This is a genomic window from Mesorhizobium sp. M2A.F.Ca.ET.067.02.1.1, from assembly GCF_004023285.1.
Taxonomy (GTDB): Bacteria; Pseudomonadota; Alphaproteobacteria; order Rhizobiales; family Rhizobiaceae; genus Mesorhizobium.
The window spans coordinates 1-2,520 of sequence record NZ_RZSB01000816.1 but is presented as its reverse complement, the minus strand read 5'-3'; the positions used below and the strand labels follow the sequence as shown (position 1 = coordinate 2,520).

The following is a 2,520-nucleotide window of genomic DNA, read 5'->3' as shown; positions in this document are numbered from 1 at the left end:
CGCTTCCGCCAGCATGCGCACGATGGTGACCCGGCCGACGCCGAGCACGTCGGCGATCTCGTTCTGTGTCATCTGCTCGACGAAATACATCCAGGCGGCGCGGATCCTGAGCCGGTCGGTCCGGTTTTCATTGACGACCTGGTCGGCCGCCTCCGCTGTCGCCTTGCCGTTTTCAGCTTCGCCCTGCCGTCGCCTGCCCAAGTTCCCCTCCGCGATGCCGTCGCCGATTCTGCGTGCTGGTTAAATATCGTCTATTGATCTACCAATCGACACGAACAATCTAGAGAGGGGCGACTGGCGCCCCCGAGCCGTTAGCGACTTCAGCATTTCGAGGCAATTGGCGATGCTGCGACAAATCTCCGAGGACGTCCGCGCCAACCTGAAGGACCGGCTTCGGGAACTGCGCGACGCCATTCGCCAGAGCCGCCACGACAGCGCCGGCGAGATGTCTCATGATATAGTCGGCAATTTGCCTCCCTTTCCGGGCCGCAGCCTGCTCGGCCACGCCGCGACCGCTGTCGACGACGCGCTGACGATCGCCGAATCCTTCGTTCCCCATTCCCGGCCGCTCAAGGTCGACGGAACGACCGTGAAAAGCCTGCGCTCCTATTTCCCGGACGGCGATGAAGACCGGCAGATCGGCGGCGAACGTCAATTCAGGCGCGACATGTATTATCTGACCCGCGCGGTTCTGGCCGGTTACGGCGTCGACAATCCCCGCGTGCACGAGGCGAGTTTTTCCGCCGTGCACGCCGCGATGCGCAAGCGCCATGCCGATCTTCTGGCCGGGGCGACGGCGGATGCGGCGTCCACCGACCAGGTCGCTGCGGCGTGCGCGGCTCTGCTGGTCGAATGCCTCAACCACCGTCCGGTTCAGCCTGGCGAGGCGGCAACGGCCGACCGGTCGCTCGACATAAGATGCCTTGCGCCCGTGGTGCTTGCCTGCGGACTGGCGACCAAGGCGGACGGCGGCACGCCGGAGCCCGACATTCTCGAGATCGCGGTGCTGGCGGCCGAAGTGCGGGAGGATCGCATCCGGCAGGCTTGCGCCCAGGCCAATGCCGTCCAGGAACTGACACCGGTTCTCGCCACTCTGCTCGCGCATCTGACGTAACCGCCGCGAGGAATCCGCTATCGTTCGGGCGCCATCGCCGCGATGGTCTTCTTGGCGCGCTGGATCGAGGCCGGGCTCATGCTGAGCTCGGTCAGGCCCATCCCGATGAAGGCCGGGATCAGGTCCGGACGGCCGGCGGCCTCGCCGCACATGCCCACCATGATGCCGGCGGCGACACCCGCCTTGGCCGTCAGCTCGATCGCCGACATCACCGCCGGATTGGTGACGTCGTTAAGCTTGGCGACCGTCGGGTTGAGGCGGTCGGCGGCCATGATGTACTGGGTGAGGTCGTTGGTGCCGATCGAGAAGAACGCCACTTCCTTCGCCAGCGCCGACGCGATCAGCACGGCGGCTGGCGTCTCGATCATCACGCCGAGGTCGAAGCTTGCATGCGGCACGCCTTCGGCCTTCAACTCGGTCGCGCATTCATCGACCAGCGCGCGGGTCCGCGTCACCTCGGCGATTTCCGAGACCATCGGCAGCATCACCTTGATGTTGCCGTGAACCGCGGCCCTGAGCAGTGCCCGCAACTGCCTCTTGAAGATGTCGGGACGATCCAGGCACATGCGGATGCCGCGCCAGCCGAGGAAGGGATTCTCCTCGTCGGGGAATTCGATGCCGGCGATCGGCTTGTCGCCGCCGATGTCGAGCGTGCGCACGATGACCGAATGCGGCGCGAACGCCTTGGCCAGGGCGCTGTAGGTCTCGGCCTGCATGTCTTCCGAAGGCAGATGCATGTGGCGCATGAAGAGCAGCTCGGTGCGGAACAGGCCGACGCCCATGGCGCCGGCTTCCTGCGCCGCCTCGATCTCTTCCAGCGAGCCGATATTGGCCGCGACCTCGATCACCGTGCCATCCGCGCGGGTCGGCGTCACGCTCTTGAACACTTTCAGCCCGGCGCGCTCCTGCGCCGCGGCTTCAACGCGCTTGTTGAAATCGGAGCGCGTCGCCTCATCCGGATCGACGATCACATGCCCGGCATTGCCGTCGATGGCGACCTCCTTGGCCGCACGCAACTCGTTGATCTTGTCTCCCAGACCCAGCACGGCCGGAATGCCGTGCGAGCGGGCGATGATGGCGATGTGCGAGGTGGCGCCGCCATGGCCGCAGACCACGCCACCGATGCGCTTCAGCGGCGCGCGCGCCAGATCCCAGGCGCCGATGTCGTCGGCAATCAGGATCGCGCCTTGAGGGATGGTCTCCAAGCTGACCTCGTCCTGGCCGAGCAGCACCAGGCAGATCTGCCGGCCGACGGCATGGACGTCGTCGGCCCGGGCATTGAGATAATGGTCGTCGACCGCGCTGAAATCGGCGGCGATGGTGGCCGCGGCCGCGATGACCGCGGAGACCGCATCGTCACCGCCCTTGACCAGTCTTTCGACCTCGCCGGTCAGGCAGTCGTCGGC

At 66.1% G+C, this 2,520-nt stretch carries 2 protein-coding genes and 1 pseudogene; 1 reads left to right on the top strand and 2 read right to left on the bottom strand.

All coding sequences use genetic code 11. The features are described 5' to 3' along the window. Positions 1–201: pseudogene (locus EOA28_RS32205) on the bottom strand (sugar-binding transcriptional regulator); the annotation flags it as partial. A 142-nt stretch (positions 202–343) separates the two neighbouring features. Here EOA28_RS32205 and EOA28_RS32200 point away from each other — a divergent pair. Then, a complete protein-coding gene (locus EOA28_RS32200) occupies positions 344–1,114 on the top strand; it encodes a hypothetical protein (protein WP_127250786.1) in 771 nt (256 codons plus the stop codon). Between the two features lie 17 nt (positions 1,115–1,131). Here the strand turns inward: EOA28_RS32200 and ptsP are convergent. Next, on the bottom strand, positions 1,132–2,520 hold a 1,389-nt coding region (gene ptsP, locus EOA28_RS32195; protein ID WP_128315681.1), incomplete at its 5' end, for a phosphoenolpyruvate--protein phosphotransferase.